This window comes from Microbispora sp. NBRC 16548, assembly GCF_030268985.1.
Classification (GTDB): Bacteria; Actinomycetota; Actinomycetes; order Streptosporangiales; family Streptosporangiaceae; genus Microbispora; species Microbispora catharanthi.
In genome coordinates this window covers 202,416-218,367 of sequence record NZ_BSSF01000001.1, presented here as the reverse complement: position 1 = coordinate 218,367, position 15,952 = coordinate 202,416, and the positions used below count along the sequence as shown (strand labels likewise).

The 15,952-nt window shown below is 72.5% G+C and carries 15 protein-coding genes; 9 read left to right on the top strand and 6 right to left on the bottom strand.

Annotated features, from left to right (window positions below; genetic code table 11):
- Positions 1 to 5: 5 nt before the first annotated feature.
- Entirely contained in the window at positions 6 to 2,657 is a 2,652-nt protein-coding gene (locus QSK36_RS00980) for a bifunctional acetate--CoA ligase family protein/GNAT family N-acetyltransferase (RefSeq protein WP_285780995.1), read from the bottom strand.
- A 277-nt stretch (positions 2,658 to 2,934) separates the two neighbouring features.
- On the opposite strand from QSK36_RS00980, the gene QSK36_RS00975 reads away from it, so the two are divergent.
- Positions 2,935 to 3,828: a carbohydrate kinase family protein gene (locus QSK36_RS00975; protein WP_139576392.1), complete on the top strand. Its 894-nt coding sequence runs from the start codon at positions 2,935 to 2,937 to the stop codon at positions 3,826 to 3,828.
- 37 nt (positions 3,829 to 3,865) lie between these two features.
- On the opposite strand, the gene QSK36_RS00970 is transcribed toward QSK36_RS00975, so the two are convergent.
- Together QSK36_RS00970 and QSK36_RS00965 are read right to left on the bottom strand one after the other, a co-directional pair.
- A complete protein-coding gene (locus tag QSK36_RS00970; RefSeq protein ID WP_183543965.1) occupies positions 3,866 to 4,444 on the bottom strand; it encodes a hypothetical protein in 579 nt (192 codons plus the stop codon).
- 216 nt (positions 4,445 to 4,660) lie between these two features.
- Complete coding sequence (locus QSK36_RS00965; RefSeq protein WP_285781433.1) at positions 4,661 to 6,754, bottom strand: RecQ family ATP-dependent DNA helicase; 2,094 nt, start codon at positions 6,752 to 6,754, stop codon at positions 4,661 to 4,663.
- A 114-nt stretch (positions 6,755 to 6,868) separates the two neighbouring features.
- On the opposite strand from QSK36_RS00965, the gene QSK36_RS00960 reads away from it, so the two are divergent.
- Positions 6,869 to 7,444: a GNAT family N-acetyltransferase gene (locus tag QSK36_RS00960; RefSeq protein ID WP_285780994.1), complete on the top strand. Its 576-nt coding sequence runs from the start codon at positions 6,869 to 6,871 to the stop codon at positions 7,442 to 7,444.
- 199 nt (positions 7,445 to 7,643) lie between these two features.
- Complete coding sequence (locus tag QSK36_RS00955; RefSeq protein WP_285780993.1) at positions 7,644 to 10,172, top strand: DNA gyrase/topoisomerase IV subunit A; 2,529 nt, start codon at positions 7,644 to 7,646, stop codon at positions 10,170 to 10,172.
- An 89-nt stretch (positions 10,173 to 10,261) separates the two neighbouring features.
- On the opposite strand, the gene QSK36_RS00950 is transcribed toward QSK36_RS00955, so the two are convergent.
- Positions 10,262 to 11,230: a GlxA family transcriptional regulator gene (locus QSK36_RS00950; RefSeq protein ID WP_285780992.1), complete on the bottom strand. Its 969-nt coding sequence runs from the start codon at positions 11,228 to 11,230 to the stop codon at positions 10,262 to 10,264.
- A 175-nt stretch (positions 11,231 to 11,405) separates the two neighbouring features.
- Between QSK36_RS00950 and QSK36_RS00945 the strand changes: the two genes are divergently transcribed.
- The 3 genes from QSK36_RS00945 to QSK36_RS00935 are packed head-to-tail and all read left to right on the top strand — an operon-like array spanning position 11,406 to position 12,881.
- Positions 11,406 to 12,077 carry a DJ-1/PfpI family protein gene (locus tag QSK36_RS00945; protein WP_285780991.1) on the top strand — a complete coding sequence of 224 codons (672 nt, stop codon included), beginning with the start codon at positions 11,406 to 11,408 and terminating at the stop codon, positions 12,075 to 12,077.
- Positions 12,078 to 12,093: 16 nt separating this feature from the next.
- Positions 12,094 to 12,597 carry a hypothetical protein gene (locus tag QSK36_RS00940; protein WP_183543975.1) on the top strand — a complete coding sequence of 168 codons (504 nt, stop codon included), beginning with the start codon at positions 12,094 to 12,096 and terminating at the stop codon, positions 12,595 to 12,597.
- Positions 12,598 to 12,599: 2 nt separating this feature from the next.
- Positions 12,600 to 12,881: a DUF3817 domain-containing protein gene (locus QSK36_RS00935; protein WP_183543977.1), complete on the top strand. Its 282-nt coding sequence runs from the start codon at positions 12,600 to 12,602 to the stop codon at positions 12,879 to 12,881.
- Positions 12,882 to 12,895: 14 nt separating this feature from the next.
- On the opposite strand, the gene QSK36_RS00930 is transcribed toward QSK36_RS00935, so the two are convergent.
- A complete protein-coding gene (locus tag QSK36_RS00930; protein ID WP_183543979.1) occupies positions 12,896 to 13,261 on the bottom strand; it encodes a VOC family protein in 366 nt (121 codons plus the stop codon).
- A 137-nt stretch (positions 13,262 to 13,398) separates the two neighbouring features.
- Here QSK36_RS00930 and QSK36_RS00925 point away from each other — a divergent pair, with 137 nt between their 5' ends.
- From QSK36_RS00925 to QSK36_RS00915, 3 genes are all read left to right on the top strand, one after another.
- Entirely contained in the window at positions 13,399 to 13,899 is a 501-nt protein-coding gene (locus QSK36_RS00925) for a beta-class carbonic anhydrase (RefSeq protein WP_183543981.1), read from the top strand.
- 177 nt (positions 13,900 to 14,076) lie between these two features.
- Positions 14,077 to 15,087: an SPFH domain-containing protein gene (locus tag QSK36_RS00920; protein WP_183543983.1), complete on the top strand. Its 1,011-nt coding sequence runs from the start codon at positions 14,077 to 14,079 to the stop codon at positions 15,085 to 15,087.
- A gap of 15 nt (positions 15,088 to 15,102) precedes the next feature.
- Entirely contained in the window at positions 15,103 to 15,426 is a 324-nt protein-coding gene (locus tag QSK36_RS00915; protein WP_182901590.1) for a hypothetical protein, read from the top strand.
- On the opposite strand, the gene QSK36_RS00910 is transcribed toward QSK36_RS00915, so the two are convergent.
- Entirely contained in the window at positions 15,398 to 15,943 is a 546-nt protein-coding gene (locus tag QSK36_RS00910; RefSeq protein WP_183543985.1) for a GNAT family N-acetyltransferase, read from the bottom strand. The genes QSK36_RS00915 and QSK36_RS00910 overlap by 29 nt on opposite strands.
- Positions 15,944 to 15,952 lie beyond the last annotated feature (9 nt).

The following is a 15,952-nucleotide window of genomic DNA, read 5'->3' as shown; positions in this document are numbered from 1 at the left end:
ACCGATCAGCTCAGGCGGCGGGGCCCGACGTCGGGACGCAACGCGTTGACGGGCCGCAGGACGGCCCGCGCGCCGAGCACGGCCACTCCCGACGCGCCCGCCAGGACCTGGTCGAGGTCCATCCTGGCGACCTCGGGCAGGGCGTCGGCCAGCAGCCCCACCCGCACCAGCAGTTCCTCCAGCGCCTCCACGGCCACCGCCTGGTAGCCGTACTCGCCGAACAGCAGCGGCGCGGCGCGGACCGATCGCACCAGCCCCGCCGCGTCCTCGGCGGTGAGCGGCGCGAGGCGGTAGGCCTGGTCGCCCAGCAGCCGGGCGGTGACCTCGCCGAGGCCGAACGTGACGACCCCGCCGAAGTAGCGGTCCTGGGTCACGCCGACGACGGTGGGCACCGAGGGCTGCGGCGCCATGCGCTGCACCGCGAGCGGCGTGCCGGGCCCGAGGAGCGCGGCGAGGTCGGCGTACGCCTGCCGGACCCCGGCGGGCTCGCTGAGGCCGATGCGGACGGTGCCGGCGCGGCGCGCGTCCTCCGGGTCGGCCGACTTGACCACCACGGGCCAGCCGATCCGCTCGGCGGCGGCGACGGCCTCCTCGGCGTCGGCGGCGACGTGCGCCGGCCACACCTCGATGCCGTAGCAGGCCAGCAGCGCGGTCGCGTCGATCTCCCGCTCCTCGCCGTCCGCCCCCTCACCGGCCGCCCCCTCACCAACCAGGGCGGCGGCGACGATCTCACGCGCCGCGGCGGTGTCGATCCCCTCGACGGACGCGACCGTGCCCGGCGGCTGCCTGCGCCAGTGGGCGTACCGCACGACGTGGGCCAGCGCGCGGACCGCCTCCTCAGGGGCGGGGTACGACGGGATCGACCCGCGCTGAGGGGAGTCGTCGCCGGGGCCGCCCGCCACGCGCAGCTCGGCCGGCATGCCCAGCTCGCCCTGGAAGGTGGCCAGCACCGGCTTGCCCGACTCCCGCGCGACCTCCAGCAGCGCCTCGGCCACCTCACGGCAGTCGCCGGGGATCGGCGGCATGTAGATCGCGACGGCGGCGTCCACCTCGGGCAGGACGCTCCGCAGGGCCTCGGCGAACTCGGCCGCGCCGGCGCGGGCGCCGAGGTTCACCGGGAGGCTCGGCTGCAGGCCGGCGCCGGCGCACGCCTCCTCCGCGAGCAGCGTGAGCGCGTCGGAGTTGCCGACCACGCCCACCCGCGGCCCGGCCGGCAGCGGCTGGTGCGCCAGGAGCTGTGCGACGTCGAAGAGCTGGACCAGGTCGTCCACCCGGATGACCCCGGCCTGCGCGAACAGCGAGCTCAGCGCGGTGTCGGGCAGCGCGAGCACGGGCGCGCGGTGCCCGCCGGGGACGCCCCGCGACTTGACCACCACGATCGGCTTGGACCGCGAGATCCGCCGGGCCAGCCGGGTGAACTTGCGCGGGTTCCCGATGGACTCCAGGTAGAGCAGGATCACGTCGGTCGCCGGGTCCTCCTCCCAGTATTGGAGGAGGTCGTTGCCGGACACGTCGGCCCGGTTGCCGGCCGAGACGAACGTCGAGATGCCCATGCCGCGCTGCGCCACCCGCTGCAGCAGCGCGGTGCCGAGCGCGCCCGACTGGCTGAAGAACCCGACCCTCCCCCGCCCCGGCAGGGTCGCCGCGAGCGTCGCGTTGAGCCGTACGGCGGGGTCGGTGTTGGCGATGCCCAGGCAGTTGGGCCCCACCACCCGGATGCCGTACGCCCGGGCGATGCGGACCAGCTCCTCCTGGCGGGCGCGGCCCTCGGGCCCGGTCTCGCCGAATCCGGAGGAGACCACGACCAGGCCCTTCACGCCCTTCTCCGCGCACTCCTCGACCAGTTCGAGCACGCCCTCGGCGGGGACGGCCAGGACGGCGAGGTCCACCTCGCCGTCGATGGCCGACACGCTGCGGTAGGCCCGCACGCCGGCCACGGCCCGTACGTGCCGGTGGACGGGGTAGACGGGGCCGGTGAAGTCGGCGGCGAGCAGGTTGCGCAGGACCGTCTGGCCGATGCCGCCCGGTTCGCGGCTCGCCCCGATCACCGCGACCGACTCCGGCGTCAGCAGGCGGGCGATCGAGCGCGCCTCGGCGCGGTGCTCGCGGGCGAGCCGGACCTCCAGCGCGGTCTCGGTGCTGGACAGGTCGAGCGTCATGCGCACGACGCCGTCCTCGAACTGGCTCTGCGCCGTGTAGCCGGCCTGGCGGAACAGCCCCATCATCCGGTGGTTGCCCGGCAGCACGTCCGCGATGAACGTCTTGATCCCGCGCTCGCGCGCGGCGGCCCGCAGGTGCTCCATCAGCACCGAGGCCACGCCCCTGCCCTGGTGGGCGTCCTCCACCAGGAAGGCCACCTCGGCGTGGTCGCGCGGCTGCACCCGGTCGTACCGTACGACCGCGACCATCTCGGTGCCGATCGTGGCGATGAGTGCGACCCGGTTGTCGTAGTCGACGTTGGTGAACCAGACCACGTCCTTGTCGGTCAGCCGCGGCCGCGGCCCGAAGTACCGGAAGTAGATGGACTCCGCGGACAGGCGCGAATAGAACGAGCGCAGCATGTCGGCGTCGTCCGGCCTGATCGGGCGGACGTGGGCGGTGCCGCCGTCGGACAGCACGACGTCCGCCTCCCAGTGGGCGGGGTACTGAGGGTGCACGCAATCGAGGCTAGCGGTGTCCGGCTTGGCCTGTATTGAGACATTCCTTACGACTGGAGGGCCCGCTTTCTGGATCCGCTTATAGGGGATCTACCAGCCCTGACGTGGCAAGTTGGGCAACGCTTGTGCATCGACTGTGCCCGTCTGTCCGCTCTCCACCCCACGACGCCCCTGGAAGCTGTTAGGTTTCTGGACGTCAGCCTCACAGCACGGAGAGGACGCCGCCCCTCCTAGGGCATGGCTCACCTCCACAAGCAGTTGGCAAGGTGGTGACATCATGACGCGGGTCGTCGTGGTGGGCGATCTCATGACGGACGCGGTCGCCCGCGCGAAGTTCCCTCTTGCTAGGGCGAGCGACACCCCGGCCGTCGTGACCATGCACGGTGGCGGCTCCGGCGCCAACATCGCCTCCTGGCTGGCCGTGGAGGGCTCGGAGGTCGCCTTCATCGGCCGCCGCGGCGCCGACATCACCGGCCGCAACCGCGACATGGAGCTCATGGGGTACGGCGTGGACGCCCGGCTCGTCATGGACCCCGAGCGGCCGACCGGCACCTGCGTCGTGCTCGTCACCCACAAGGGCGAGCGGACCATGCTGTCCGACCCCGGCGCCAACGCCGCGCTGTCCCCCGAGGACCTGCCGCGCGACCTGTTCAGCACCGGCGGCCACCTGCACATGTCGGGCTACACGCTGATCAACGAGGGGTCGCGCGACGCCGGCATCGCCGCGCTCGACATGGCCCGGCGCGCCGGCATGTCGATCTCCGTGGACTGCGCCTCCTCCGCCCCGCTGGAGCGGACCGGCGCCGAGCCGTTCCTCGAGTGGACCGACGGCGCGAAGCTGCTGTTCGCCAACGCCGACCAGGCCAAGGTGCTCACCGGCAGGGACGACGCCGCCGCGGCCGCCAAGGTGCTGACCGCCTGGTTCCCGCAGGTCGTGATCAAGCTCAACGCCGAGGGCTCGCTCTGGTACTCCAACAGCCGTCCCGAACCGGTCCGGGCGCCCGCCGAGGTCGTCGACCGGGTGGTGGACGGCACCGGCGCCGGTGACGCCTTCGCCGCCGGTTTCCTGCCCGTCTGGCTGGACGGCAAGCCGGCCGCCGAGGCGCTGGCGGCGGGCAACGCCCTCGCCGCCAAGTGCATCTCCAACCTCGGCGCCCGCCCCCGCCTCTGACCCGGATTCCAGAACGGCCCGCTCAGAACGGGCCGGTTCAGAACGAGCTTCGCGCGAGCACGACCGGCTGCGCGGGCCGCAGGCGCAGCAGCGGCACGAAGGCCAGCAGGAGCAGCGCCGCTGCCAGCGGGATCAGGTCCTTGCTCGCGAGCGGAAGCACGGCCTGCACGAGCACCAGCGCCGGGCTCCACCAGGGCACCCGCCGCCCCGCGGCGAGCCGGGCCACCAGCGCGACCATGCCGGCGTAGAACAGCAACGGCACGACGGTGTACACGACCGGCTCGACCCCCGGGATCGCCTTGACCGCGTCGAAGCGGGGCCCCATCGCGTCGTGGTCGGCGGACAGGAGGCCGACCACGATGTCGATCGTGAACTGCGCGGCCAGCGCCAGCGCCCCGGCGAGGCCGGCGGCGTACCCCGCCGTGGCCGTCACGCCGCCGCCGGCCATCGTCCGGAGCCGCGCGAAAATCCGCACGAAGAGGATCAACGCGGCCAGGAAGAACAGGTGGCCCACGGTCCAGGCCAGGCCGGGCCCCCGGCTGCCGTCGAATCCGTCGACGATCCGGGCGACGCCGTACGCGCCGACCAGGGCCGGAGCCGCAACAAGTGATCTCATGGCGACAAGTTTGGCGACCACGCGCGGCCCCGGGATGGGGTGATCACCCTGACCTCACCCTGATCCGTCCCGGAGCCCGGCCTCGGCTCGCCGCCCCGGTGTGTCAGGGCCGGTGTGTCAGGGCCCGTGTGTCAGGGCCCGTGTGTCGGGGCCGTGTGTCGGGGCCGGTGTGTCAGGGGCGCGCCGGTTCGCCCCTGGGCCGGGCTCGGGAGGTGGTCAGCTGGTGACGGCCAGGGCCAAGGGCAGCACGGCGGGCGCCCCCGCGTGACGGACCTGGGCGGCGGCCAGCGCCATCGTCCACCCGCTGTCCACGCGGTCGTCCACCAGCAGCACCGGCCCGCCCGCCGCCGCGATCCTCGCGGCGACGTCACGCGGCATCGCGAGCGTTCCCCGGATGGCCGTGACCCGCTGGGCGCTGTTGTGCCTGGCGGCGGGCGGCCCGTCGCGATAACCGAGCGCCCCGAGATACTCCAGCCGGCCGACCTGGGCGAGCCGCTCGGCGAGCGACCCGACCAGCGCCGGCCGCGTGCCCGACGGCACCGCGACCACCGCGACCGGCCGCCGCTCCCACCCCCATGACTTCAGCACCTCGACCACGGCCGCGAACACGTCGTCGGGCACCGGCCCGTCCCCCGCCGCGAACAGTTCGCGCAGCCGGGTGCCCCAGCCGATGTCGGTCAGGCGGCCGAGCGCGCGGCCCGGCTCGGCGGACAGCTCCGGCTTGATCCGCCCCTTGAGGTCCGGCAGGCCGGTGGGCCACTGGCGGCGCGGCTCGATCTCGACACCGGGACGCGCGAGCCGCTGCTGGGCGGCCCGGACGGCCTCGTCCGGCACCTCGGCGGAACGGTGGGCGCCGGTGCAGTTGTCACACCTGCCACACGGCGTCGCCGAATCGTCGTCGAGGTGGCGGCGCAGGTACTGCTCCCGGCATTCGGTGGTCGCGATGTACCCGAGCATGGCCTCCTGCTCCGCCCGGCGCTCGGCGGCCACCCGGGCGTAGCGCTCGGTGTCGTAGCTCCACGGCTCGCCGGTGGCCTCCCAGCCGCCCTTGACCCGGCGTACGGCGCCGTCCACGTCGAGGACCTTGAGCATCATCTCCAGCCGGCTCCGGCTGAGGTCGACCCTCGTCTCCAGTGCGGCGGTGGACAGCACTCCCCCCTCGGACAGCGCCTCCAGCGTCGCCCTGACCACGCCCTCCGGCGGGAAGGCGAGTGAGGCGAAGTAGGCCCAGATCTCCCGGTCTTCGGGGCCGGGCAGCAGGATGACCTCGGCCCGCTCCACGCCGCGCCCGGCCCGGCCCACCTGCTGGTAGTACGCCACGGGCGAGGCGGGCGCGCCCACGTGGATGACGAAGCCCAGGTCGGGCTTGTCGAAGCCCATCCCCAGCGCCGAGGTCGCCACCAGCGCCTTGACCCGGTTGCCGAGCAGGTCCTCCTCGGCCGCCAGCCGGTCGGCCGGCTCGGTCTGCCCGGTGTACGCGGCGACGGTGTGGCCCTGCTCGCGCAGGTACGCGGCGATCTCCTGGGCCGCGGCCACGGTCAGCGTGTAGACGATGCCGGAGCCCGGCAGCTCGTGCAGCGTCCTGGCCAGCCAGGCGAACCGCTGGTCCGCGCCGCCCAGCCGTACGACGCTCAGGTGGAGGCTCTCCCGCTCCAGGGGGCCGCGCAGGACGAACACCTCGCCGCCGGGCAGTTCGTCCCACTCCTGCGTGACGGCGAGCTGCTCGGCGACGTCGCGGGTGACCCGGGCGTTCGCCGTGGCCGTCGTGGCCAGCACGGGGATGCCCGGCGGCAGCTCGGCCAGCAGGGTGCGGAGCCTGCGGTAGTCGGGCCGGAAGTCGTGGCCCCAGTCGGAGATGCAGTGGGCCTCGTCGATCACCAGGAGACCCGCGCTGCCGGCCAGCTCGGGCAGCACGTTGTCGCGGAAGTCGGGGTTGTTCAGCCGCTCGGGACTGACCAGCAGCACGTCGACCGCGCCCTCGGCGACCTGGCCGTAGACCTTCTCCCACTCCTCGGGGTTGGCCGAGTTGATCGTCTCGGCGTGGATGCCCGCCCGCTCGGCCGCGGCGATCTGGTTGCGCATCAGCGCCAGGAGCGGGGAGACGATGACCGTGGGCCCCTCGCCGAGCTCGCGCAGCAGCGCGGTCGCGATGAAGTAGACGGCCGACTTCCCCCAGCCGGTGCGCTGCACGACCAGCGCCCGCCTGCGGTCCATGACCAGGGCCTTGATGGCGGCCCACTGGTCGTCGCGCAGCCGCGCCTGATCGCCGGCGAGCGCCCGCAGCCGGGCCTCCGCCTCTTCCCGCAGCATCACCTCTTCTTCGCTCACCCGCCCATTGGTACCAGGTCCGGCCGACCGTTTCCGCCGCGACCGCGAAGCGGCCGGACCGACCCGGGCGGGCGTCGTGGTTGGATGAATCCCGCTATGGACGTGACCACCTGGTATCTCGAACAGACCAGCCCCGCCGACCTGCGGCCGGGACGGCCGCCCGCGCTCCCCGCGCAGGTCGTCCGCGCCGAGGTCCCCAGCCCGGAGTTCAGCCGCTTCCTCTACACGGCCGTGGGCGGCGACTGGCAGTGGACCAACCGGCTGCCGTGGACCTGGAAGCAGTGGAAGGACTGGCTCGACCGGCCGGGCGTCGAGACCTGGGTGGCCTGGGTGCGCGGCACCCCCGCCGGGTACGCCGAACTGGTTGCCCAGGACGGCGGCACGGTCGAGATCGTCAACTTCGGGCTGCTGCCGTACGCGATCGGGCAGGGCCTCGGCGGGTGGCTGCTGGGCGAGGCCGCGGCCCGCGCCTGGGACCTCGCCGAGCGCTGGCCGGGGCGGGAGGCCACCCGGCGGGTCTGGGTGCACACCTGCTCTCTCGACGGACCGGCCGCGCTCGCCAACTACAAGGCCCGGGGTTTCCGGATCTACGACGAGAAACTGAACATGCCGGGCGACGAGGACGAGGGCGAGACGCCCGGTCCCTGGCCCGGCGCCGGCCCCCGCGACTGACCGTTCCGGGGCCGCAAGTGCTGTCCTGCCGGGGAAGCCGGGACGGCGGGCGCGGGCCCGGCAGTATGGTGGTGAGTCGCGAACAGGGTGAACTCTCGGCAGAATGTTCGATGTCCACCACTGATGTCCACCATCAACGTTCGCCCTCCCCGGTCCCGACGGCCGGGGTCCGGCTCCTCGACACGCAGGAAACCACGACATGGCCCGACGCACGACGACACCCCCGCCGGACGAGGACTTCGAGGAGCGGATCGTCGACATCGACGTGTCCGCGGAGATGCGGACGAGCTTCCTTGAGTACGCCTACTCGGTGATCTACCAGCGCGCGCTGCCCGACGCGCGCGACGGACTCAAGCCCGTCCAGCGCCGCATCCTCTACTCCATGAGCGAGATGGGCCTGCGGCCCGACCGCGGGCACGTCAAGTCCTCCCGCGTCGTCGGCGAGGTGATGGGCAAGCTCCACCCGCACGGCGACTCGGCCATCTACGACGCGCTCGTACGGCTCGCGCAGCCGTTCTCGATGCGCCTGCCGCTGGTGGACGGGCACGGCAACTTCGGCTCTCCCGACGACCTGCCCGCCGCGATGCGGTACACCGAGGCCCGCCTCGCCCCGGCCGCCATGCTCATGGTGCAGTCGATCGACGAGGACACCGTCGACTTCAAGCCCAACTACGACGGCCAGGAGACCGAGCCGTCGGTCGTGCCGTCGGCGTTCCCCAACCTGCTGGTCAACGGCGCCTCCGGCATCGCGGTCGGCATGGCCACCAACATGGCCCCGCACAACCTCGGCGAGGTCATCGCGGCGGCCCGCTACCTGATCAGGAAGCCGGACGCGACGCTCGACGAGCTCATGCGCTTCGTCCCCGGCCCCGACCTGCCGACCGGCGGCACGATCATCGGCCTGAACGGCGTCAGGGACGCGTACGAGACCGGCCGCGGCACCTTCAAGATGCGGGCCAAGGCGACGATCGAGCAGGCCACGCCGCGCCGCAAGGGCATCGTCGTCACCGAGCTGCCGTTCAACGTGGGCCCCGAGCGGGTGGTCACCAAGATCAAAGAGCTGGTGAACGCGAAGAAGCTCACCGGCATCGCCGACCTCAAGGACCTGACCGACCGGCACAAGGGCCTGCGCCTGGTCATCGAGGTCAAGAACGGCTTCAACCCCGAGGCCGTGCTGGAGGAGCTCTACCGGCTGACGCCGATGGAGGAGACCTTCGGCATCAACAACGTCGCCCTCGTCGACGGTCAGCCGCGCACGCTCGGCCTGCGCGAGCTGCTGTCGGTCTACGTGGACCACCGGCTCGACGTCGTGCGCAGGCGCTCGGCGTACCGGCTGCGCAAGCGCGAGGAGCGGCTGCACCTCGTCGACGGCCTCATCATCGCGCTGCTCAACATCGACCGGGTCATCCAGGTCATCCGGAACTCGGACGACACGGCGCAGGCCCGCGCGCGGCTCATGGAGACCTTCGAGCTGAGCGAGACCCAGGCGAACTACATCCTCGACACCCCGCTGCGCCGTCTCACCCGCTACGACAAGCTGGAGCTCGACCGGGAGAAGGAGCAGCTCCAGGCCGACATCGCCGAGCTGAACGAGATCCTCGGCTCGGAGGACCGGCTGCGCAAGGTCGTGTCGTCCGAACTGGCCGAGGTGGCCAAGACGTACGGCACGCCGCGCCGCACGGTCCTGCTCGAGTCGTCGGAGGCCGCCAGGGCCGCCGTCGTGCCGCTGGAGGTGGCCGACGATCCCTGCCTGGTGATGCTGTCGTCCACCGGCCTGCTCGCCCGTACGACCGACGCCTCGCCGATCTCCGGCGAGGGCGACCGTGTGGCGCACGACGTGCTGGTCTCGGTGGTCCGCTCGACCGTGCGCGGCGAGGTGGGCGTGGTGACTTCCACAGGCCGGTTGATCCGCGTCTCGGTGCTCGACCTGCCCGCGCTGCCGCCCTCGGCCAACCCGCCCTCACTGGCGGGCGGGCATCCGGTGTCGGAGTACGTCGCCCTCGAACCGGACGAGAAGGTCGTCGGGCTGGGCTCGCTCGACCCCGACGGGCCGGGGCTCGCGATCGGCACCAGCCAGGGCGTGGTCAAGCGGGTCGTGCCCGAATATCCCGTCAACCGCGACGAGTTCGAGGTGATCGGACTGCGGGACGGCGACGTGGTGGTCGGCGCCGTCGAGCTGACCTCCGTCGACCACGACCTCGTGTTCATCACCAGCGACGCGCAACTCCTGCGCTTCCCCGCCTCCGTCGTACGGCCCCAGGGACGCCCGGCGGGCGGCATGGCCGGTGTGCGCCTCGACGGCGACGCGAAGGTGGTCTTCTTCGGCGTGGTCGATCCCACGCGGGAGGCGCGTGTGGTGACGATCGCCGGGTCCTCCACCGCCCTGCCCGGCACGCAGATGGGCGCGGGCAAGATCTCCGACTACGCCGACTTCCCGCCGAAGGGACGCGCGACCGGTGGCGTGCGCGCCCAGCGCTTCCTGAAGGGCGAGGACGTCCTGCTGCACGCCTACGCCGGCCCGGCGCCGGTCAAGGCGGTCTCCTCGACCGGCAAGCCGGTGCCGCTGCCCGAGGAGCTCGGCCGCCGCGACGGCTCGGGTGTGCGCCTCGTGCACGCCATCGCCGCGATCGGCGGCGCGCTCGGCGCGGACGGCGACGAGGAGGCCGCCACGACGGAGGGCGGCATGGCCACCACGGGCGACACCGGAGGCGAAGAGCCGCCCATGTGACACGCGGCGAAGAGCCACCCCGCCGAACCAGGCGGCGCGGAGCCGGTCTCGTAGCTCCGCGCCGCCGCCCCTGCGCCTGCTCGTGGCGTTCAGGTGGCGGCGGGGCCCCCGTGGAATGAGGAGTGGAACGAGGAGCGGTACGCCTGCGGTGTGGTCCCCACGACCCGCTTGAACCGCTCCCTGAACGCGGTCGGCGACCCGAAACCGGCCTGTGCGGCGATGCGCTCGATGCCGTGGTCGGTGTTCTCCAGCAGATACTGCGCCCGCCGGACCCGGGCGCGCAGCAGCCACTGCAGCGGCGTGGTGCCGGTCTGCTGCCGGAAGCGCCTGCTGAACGTCCGCTCGCTCATCCCGCCGCGGGCCGCCATCTCCCGCAGGGTGAGGTCGCGGCCGAGGTTGTCCTCGATCCACGCCAGCACCGGCTCCAGCAGCGAACCGCTTGGCACCGGCGGGTGCTCGTGGACGATGAACTGGGCCTGACCGCCCTCCCGCTCCAGCGGCATCACCGACAGGCGGGCGGCGTCGGCCGCGACGGCCGAGCCGTGGTCGCGCCGGATCATGTGCAGGCACAGGTCGAGGCCGGCGGCCGCGCCCGCTGAGGTGAGCACCTGCCCGTTGTCGACGTAGAGCACGTCCGGCCGCACGTCCACCAGCGGGAACCGCCGGGCCAGCGCGGGCGCCGCCGCCCAGTGCGTGGTCGCCCGCAGACCGTCCAGCAGCCCGGCCGCCGCGAGCGTGAACGCGCCCACGCAGATCGAGGCGAGGCGGGTGCCCCGCGCGGCCGCGTCGCGCAGTGCCTCCAGCGCCTCGGGCGGGGGCGGCCCCGCCCGCTCCGAGCAGCCGGGCACGACGACCGTGTCGGCCTCCGCCAGCGCGTCCACGCCGTACGGCACGCGCAGGGCGAACGCCTCGGTCTCCACTTCGGGGGCGGGCCCGCACACCCGCACGCGGTAGGGGCGCCGGCCGTCCGGCAGGCGGGTGCGCCCGAACACCTCGATGGGGGTCGCCAGATCGAACGGCACGACATGGTCCAGCGCCAGGATCGCCACGGTGTGCACGATCGCCACGATAGACGGAATCCCGCCAGCGACGAATCCAGCGCAGATCCACGAAGCCCCAGGTGACAGCTGCTGGCGAGAATCCGTTGGTCTTTGTCGTTCCCGCCTCTGGGATCAGCCTCGGCCGCACTCCTACGGTTGGTGACCGCACCGCCGACGACAAGGAGAGATGCCGATGCTGGCCCAGTTCGTGCTGTTCGACGGGTTCGATCCCCTGGACGTTCTCGCGCCGTACGAGGTCCTGACGGCGGCCGCGATGTTCACGCGGACCTCGCTCACAGCCACGCTCGTCACGGCGGAGGGACCCCGTGAGGTGGCCGGCGGCGTTCCGGGTGTGTCGCTGCGGGCCACGGCGCGGCTGGACCCGGCCCGCGCCGACCTGGTCGTCCTTCCCGGAGCGGCCGGGGACGTGCGCGAGGAGGAGGGCCTCACCGAGGAGGAGCGCCAGGGGACGGTCACCGCGCGGCTCGGCCGCGCTCTCGCGACCGGCCTGCCCGGGCTCATGGGCGAGGCGCTCGGGCGGGAGGGCGTCACCGTCGCCACCGTCTGCGGGGGTTCGCTGATCCTGGCGATGGCGGGGCTGATCCCGGGTCGTCACGTGACCGGTCACCACATGGGCCTGGACACGCTGAGCGCCTTCGGGGCGGTCGCGGTGGACGCGCGGGTCGTCGACGACGGCGACCTGGTGAGCGGCGCCGGGGTCACCTCGGGCCTCGACCTCGGTCTCTACCTGGTGGAGCGTGAGTTCGGGCCGCACGTCGCACGCGACGTGGAGCGGCTGTTCGCCCATGAACGGCGCGGCGTCGTCTGGCGCGAGCGCCGCCCGTCCGCGCCTGCCGCCCGCTGATCGGGGAGCGTGCACGATGACCAAGTTCTTCCTGGCCGTTCACGTCCTCGCCGCGATCCTCGCGGTCGGCCCTGTCGCCGTGGCGGCGAGCATGTTCCCGTCTGCCGCACGTCGCGTGCCGGATCGGGGCGCGGCGGATCGGGGCGCGGCGGGCCGGGGCACCGGGGCCGGCGGCGTGGCCACGCTCCGCGTGCTGCATCGCATCTGCCGCGTCTACGCCGTCGCGGGCCTGGCCGTACCGGTTTTCGGGTTCGCCACGGCGAGCGGCCTCGGCGTGCTGCGCGACGCGTGGGTGATCGCGTCCATCCTGCTCACCGCCGCGGCGGCCGCGATCCTCGCCCTGGCGGTCCTGCCGCGTCAGGACGCCGTCCTCGCCCGGCTCACCGCCGGGGACTCCACGCCCGCCGACGCCGGCGACGGAGTGGCGCGGCTCGCCATGCTGACCGGTGTCTTCAACCTGCTGTGGGCGGCCGTCACGGTGCTGATGATCGTCCGCCCCGGCTCGACCACGGGAGTCTGACCATGTCACGCCCTTATTCCGCCCTGCGCGTCGCCGCCGCCGTCGAACTGGGGTCCCTGGCCGTCCTCCTGGTCAACCTGGCCACGGTGCACCTACCGCCCGTCTCCTCGTTCGTCGGCCCCCTGCACGGCTGCGCGTACCTGGTCGTCGTCGTGGCCGCCGCCCGCGACGCCGGGTGCGACCCGAGCAGCAAGGCGCTGGCCTGGCTGCCGGGAATCGGCGGCCTTCTCGTCCTGCGGCGCCTCGCACGCACGCCGCGGGAGAAGGCCGCCGCCGGCTCTTGAGCCGAGGCGCCGGCTCACTCGGTGACCAGGCAGAACGGGTGCCCGGCCGGGTCGAGGAAGACCGTCCAGCCGCTTCCCTCACCGGGCTGGTGCTCGTGCCTGACGGCTCCCAGTGCGAGCACCTGGTTCTCCGCCTCGGCCATGTCGTCCACGGTCAGGTCGAGGTGGAACTGCTGCGGGTGCTCGGCGGACGGCCAGGCCGGGGGCACGTATTCGGGGACCCGCTGGAAGGCGATACGGGTCTGGTCGTCGGCGAGCGTGACCCAGTCCTCCTCCTCAGAGGCGACCTTCCAGCCGAGCAGCCCGGCGTAGAAGTCCGCCAGGGCCTTGGGTTCCGGACAGTCGAGCACGACCGAGTGCATGCGCGCGACACCGCTCATGGTGATCTCTCTCCCTCAGATTTCAACACCAGTGAAGACTTTATACCGGTGTCGCATGCGATGGCCATCCGCCAGGAGTGCGCAAAAGCCTGCCCCCCGCGATGACCGGCTGGAGGGCATCGGGCAACATCTGTGACATGACCGGAGCTTTCGACGATCTGCTGGACGCCAACGAGAAGTACGCGAGCACTTTCACCCACTCCGGCCTCAGTGGCCGCGCGGCGCGTGGGCTCGCGGTGGTGACGTGCATGGACTCCCGCATCGACCCGCTCGGGCTGCTCGGCCTGACCGCGGGCGACGCGAAGATCCTGCGCAACGCGGGCGCGCGGGTGACCGACGACGTCCTGCGGACCCTCGTCCTCGCCGTCTACCTGCTCGGCGTCGACCGCGTGCTGGTGATGCCGCACACCGACTGCCGAATGTCCAAGTCGACCGACGAGGACGTGCACAACCTCATCGCCGCCGACTTCGGCGTCGACACCCGCAGCCTCGAGTTCCAGACCGTCCCCGACCAGCGCGCCGCGCTGCGGCACGACATCACCCGCATCAAGTCCAGCCCCTACCTGCCCGACGACCTCGTCGTGGGCGGCGCGCTGTACGACGTGCACACGGGACGGCTCCAGCCCGTCGAGCTCTGACCCCACCCCCCGTACGGCAGGCCGCCCGGCCTGCCGTACGGGGCCGGCGGGGCGCCTTCTCCGGACCACGGGCCATCCCGGAACCGGGGCACCCGGCTGCTACGTTGTCGTGCCGACGACACGTGAGCTTTTCCCCGGTACCGCAACCGGTCCCGAGGCGCCCCCCAAGGAGCCCGTATGCCCAGCCGCACTCCCTCCGCCTCCGGCGGCACCTCGCGCCGGTCCTTCCGCCGCGTCGCCATCCTGGTGATCCTCGCGCTCATCGTCGTCGGGGCGCCGACCCTGCTCGGCGCGTTCAGCGGGTTCGAGCGCACCAGCGGCGGCGAGGCGGCGGTCGTCCGCGACGGCGGCCCGCTCGACGACAACAAGGTCCGCCAGGTCATCGACCCCGGCTCCGGGGTGACCTGGATCGGCTGGTGGTCCCAGATGCACCGCTACCCCGCCCAGCAGCGGTTCTACACGATCACCTCCGACGCCGGACACGGCGAGAGGTCCGGTGTCGACGTCGTCAACGTGCCGAGCGGCGACGGCGTCAACATGGGCATCGAGGGCACGCTCTACTTCGGCCTCAACCTCGACCACCAGACGCTGAAGTCGTTCGACGACAAGTTCGGCACCCGCAAGTTCCGCAGCACCAACGGCGGGACCTACTACCCCTGGGAGGGCGACGAGGGCTGGTCCGCCTTCCTCGACCAGATCATCCGGCCGGTGATCGACAACGACCTGCGCACCCAGATCAACAACTTCCGATGCGCGCAACTGGTCTCCTCCTGCGCGCTCGTGCAGAACAACAGCGGCGGCCAGCAGACCGGGGGCGTGCCGCAGCAGGGCAACAACGCGAACATCGCCAAGATCCAGGACGCGGTGAACACGAGCCTGGCCGAGGACCTCAAGTCGACCCTCGGCGCCGACTATCTCACCGGCATCCACTTCAACCTCTCGCGGGTGACCCTGCCCAACGAGGTCCAGGAGGCGGTCAACCAGGCGCAGGCCGCGTTCGCGAAGGTCACCGAGGCGCAGGCGAAGGTCGCCCAGGCGCGCGCGGAGGCGGATGCCAACAAGGCCCGGCAGGACGGCTACAACAAGTGCCCCACGTGCGCGGAGATCGAGAAGCTGAAGGCCCTGCCCCAGGGCATCACGGTGTACGCGCCGGGCAATACTGGAGGCGTCGCTCTGCCCACCAAGTAGGGAGCCGGGACCCCGATGCGCCTGCTCGCCCTTCCGGTGACGCTCATCGTCATCGCCGTGCTCGTGTATCTGCTCGTGACGCTCACACGCGGCGGGAAGCCCGCGTCCCGGCGAGAGGCGGCCGGCTCACCCCGCTGGGAGACCGACACCGTCATGGAGAACGGGTGGACCCTGATCGTCGTACGCAAGGTCGCTCCCGGCCCCAACGGGCCGGTGGAGCTGACCAGGCAGACGGTCAGGGCCATCCGCGACGACGACCCGGACTGGGACGAACGCTACCGGGAGGGCATGCTGGAGGCCCGCAACCGGGTCAGCACCCTGGAGATCGAGTCCGGCTGACCCCGACCAGATTCGAGGGCAGTTCGAATTCGATTTCGTGGCGAATCGGAATGCCGTCGAGGCCGATCTCGGGAATCGACGGCTTGAGCTCACGCGACCGAGCGACGGCGTCGCGGTGCACGGCGACGAGGTCGAAGCCGTACCGCTGATAGAAGCGCAGCGCCCGCAGGTTGTCGTTCGTCGTCACCAGCCATAGCCGAACGGCGCCTGCGGCGCGGGCCGCTCCGGCCACGGCGTCGACGAGGGCGGTGCCCGCTCCGGCGCCTTCGCGTACGGAGTCGAGCGTGACGAGTTCGCACTCCCGGCCGGCGATCCTGTAGGTGGCGACGCCGGCGCGTTCCCCGCCGAGCAGCGCGACGAATCCGGGCAGCGCCGTCGTGTCGTGGGCGACGCCTCGGCTGACCGATACGACCCCTCCCCACCTCTCGGTGAACAGCTCCCGCACCCAGGTGACGTCCTCGGCGGTGAGCTGCCGCACGGTCACACGGCTCTTCTGGTCGTGGCCAAGAGATGACATGGGTCCATG

Excerpts from the sequence above, each read along its gene's own strand:
- QSK36_RS00975 (WP_139576392.1), top strand. The coding sequence starts at position 2,935 with ATGACGCGGGTCGTCGTGGTGGGCGATCTCATGACGGACGCGGTCGCC.
- QSK36_RS00970 (WP_183543965.1), bottom strand. The coding sequence starts at position 4,444 with ATGAGATCACTTGTTGCGGCTCCGGCCCTGGTCGGCGCGTACGGCGTC.
- QSK36_RS00965 (WP_285781433.1), bottom strand. The coding sequence starts at position 6,754 with ATGCTGCGGGAAGAGGCGGAGGCCCGGCTGCGGGCGCTCGCCGGCGAT.
- QSK36_RS00960 (WP_285780994.1), top strand. The coding sequence starts at position 6,869 with ATGGACGTGACCACCTGGTATCTCGAACAGACCAGCCCCGCCGACCTG.
- QSK36_RS00955 (WP_285780993.1), top strand. The coding sequence starts at position 7,644 with ATGGCCCGACGCACGACGACACCCCCGCCGGACGAGGACTTCGAGGAG.
- QSK36_RS00945 (WP_285780991.1), top strand. The coding sequence starts at position 11,406 with ATGCTGGCCCAGTTCGTGCTGTTCGACGGGTTCGATCCCCTGGACGTT.
- QSK36_RS00940 (WP_183543975.1), top strand. The coding sequence starts at position 12,094 with ATGACCAAGTTCTTCCTGGCCGTTCACGTCCTCGCCGCGATCCTCGCG.
- QSK36_RS00935 (WP_183543977.1), top strand. The coding sequence starts at position 12,600 with ATGTCACGCCCTTATTCCGCCCTGCGCGTCGCCGCCGCCGTCGAACTG.
- QSK36_RS00930 (WP_183543979.1), bottom strand. The coding sequence starts at position 13,261 with ATGAGCGGTGTCGCGCGCATGCACTCGGTCGTGCTCGACTGTCCGGAA.
- QSK36_RS00925 (WP_183543981.1), top strand. The coding sequence starts at position 13,399 with ATGACCGGAGCTTTCGACGATCTGCTGGACGCCAACGAGAAGTACGCG.
- QSK36_RS00920 (WP_183543983.1), top strand. The coding sequence starts at position 14,077 with ATGCCCAGCCGCACTCCCTCCGCCTCCGGCGGCACCTCGCGCCGGTCC.
- QSK36_RS00915 (WP_182901590.1), top strand. The coding sequence starts at position 15,103 with ATGCGCCTGCTCGCCCTTCCGGTGACGCTCATCGTCATCGCCGTGCTC.
- QSK36_RS00910 (WP_183543985.1), bottom strand. The coding sequence starts at position 15,943 with ATGTCATCTCTTGGCCACGACCAGAAGAGCCGTGTGACCGTGCGGCAG.